Source organism: Candidatus Erwinia dacicola (assembly GCF_001756855.1).
Taxonomy (GTDB): domain Bacteria; phylum Pseudomonadota; class Gammaproteobacteria; order Enterobacterales; family Enterobacteriaceae; genus Erwinia; species Erwinia dacicola.
Genome location: NZ_MAYS01000105.1, coordinates 1 through 1,230 on the forward strand (window position 1 = coordinate 1; position 1,230 = coordinate 1,230).

Annotated in this window: 2 pseudogenes; one reads left to right on the forward strand and one right to left on the reverse strand. The window is 57.2% G+C overall.

The annotated features are described in order from the left end of the window. Nucleotides 1-145, reverse strand: a pseudogene (locus BBW68_RS17535) (IS256 family transposase); the annotation flags it as partial. A gap of 108 nt (nt 146-253) precedes the next feature. Here BBW68_RS17535 and BBW68_RS03095 point away from each other — a divergent pair. After that, nucleotides 254-1,126, forward strand: a pseudogene (locus BBW68_RS03095) (aminotransferase class III-fold pyridoxal phosphate-dependent enzyme); the annotation flags it as partial. Nucleotides 1,127-1,230 lie beyond the last annotated feature (104 nt).

A 1,230-nucleotide genomic window follows, 5' to 3' on the forward strand; every position in this document is an offset into this window, starting at 1 on the left:
TGCGCTCATGAGGCTCTGCGTTGATACGCTGAGTGACATCGGCCTCCATGATGCGGTTGAGCATAAACTCGGAGAGCTCACGCAAACAGTCCTCACCGCCAAGTTGCGCTAGGGTGTTGCTGAATGTCATGCTGTGATCAGCCATCAGTTTGTTCCTTTTAAGATAATTGTCTGATTAACCATTACCTGACCGGATAAGCCAATGGCGCTCACCATCCTGCCAAATTTACACCACGTCCCAAGATTCTACCCGGTCTATCAGCAGATGCTGCAGCTGAACACCCACACCAGCTACCTGCACGAAGCCATTCTTGACTACTGCGAACAGCTGCTTGCTACCGCCCCGGCGGGGATCGACCGCGCCATGTATATGTGAACCGGATCCGAGGCCAATGACCTAGCGATCCGCGTGGCGCGCGCTTACAGCGGCAGCAGCGGGCAGCCGCTGGCCGCCACCACGCGCCTAGTTTGCCGCTGAGATCCAGAAGCAGATTGACGACATAACCGCGCACGGCATTAAGTTCACCGGTTTCCTTGCCGATTCGATCTTCTCCTCCTATGGCGTGCTGCTAGGGCCGAAAGGCTTCCTCAGGCCGGCTATCGACGTGGTGCATAAAAACGGCGACATCTTTATTGCTGACGAGGTGCAGCCCGGCTTTGCCCGCCATGATGTGGTGCCGGATGTGATCACCACCGGCAAGCCGATGGGTAACGGCATTCCGGTCTGCTGGCGAAAAGCGAAGTGCTGCCGGCTTTCAGCGACTATATCCCGTACTTCAACACCTTTGGCGGCAACCCGGTGGCGATGGCCGCCGCGCAGGCGGTGCTGAACGTGATCAAAGAAGAGGGGCTGCAGGAGCATAGCCGCGTGGTGGGCACGAAGCTGCTGGCGGAGCTGTCCACTCTGAAAGAGAAGTATGAGTGCGTCGGTGACGTGAGCGGCGCCGGTCTATTTATCGGCTTTGAGCTGGTAAAAGATAAAGCCAGCAAGACGCCGGATAAGCAGCTGGCGCTGTATATTACCGAAATGCTGCGTGATAACCGCATGCTGACGTCGGTCGTCGGCCCTTACGGCGTACTGAAGCTGTACCCGCCGCTGGCTTTCTAGGAAAGCGATATCAACTGACTGGTCGGCGCGCTGGATAAATCGCTGGTCGCGCTGGGGCACTGATATAGCGGGTTTGGCATACCCGACTCCACGATCACTAATTCTCCGTAGGGGCGAGGCAT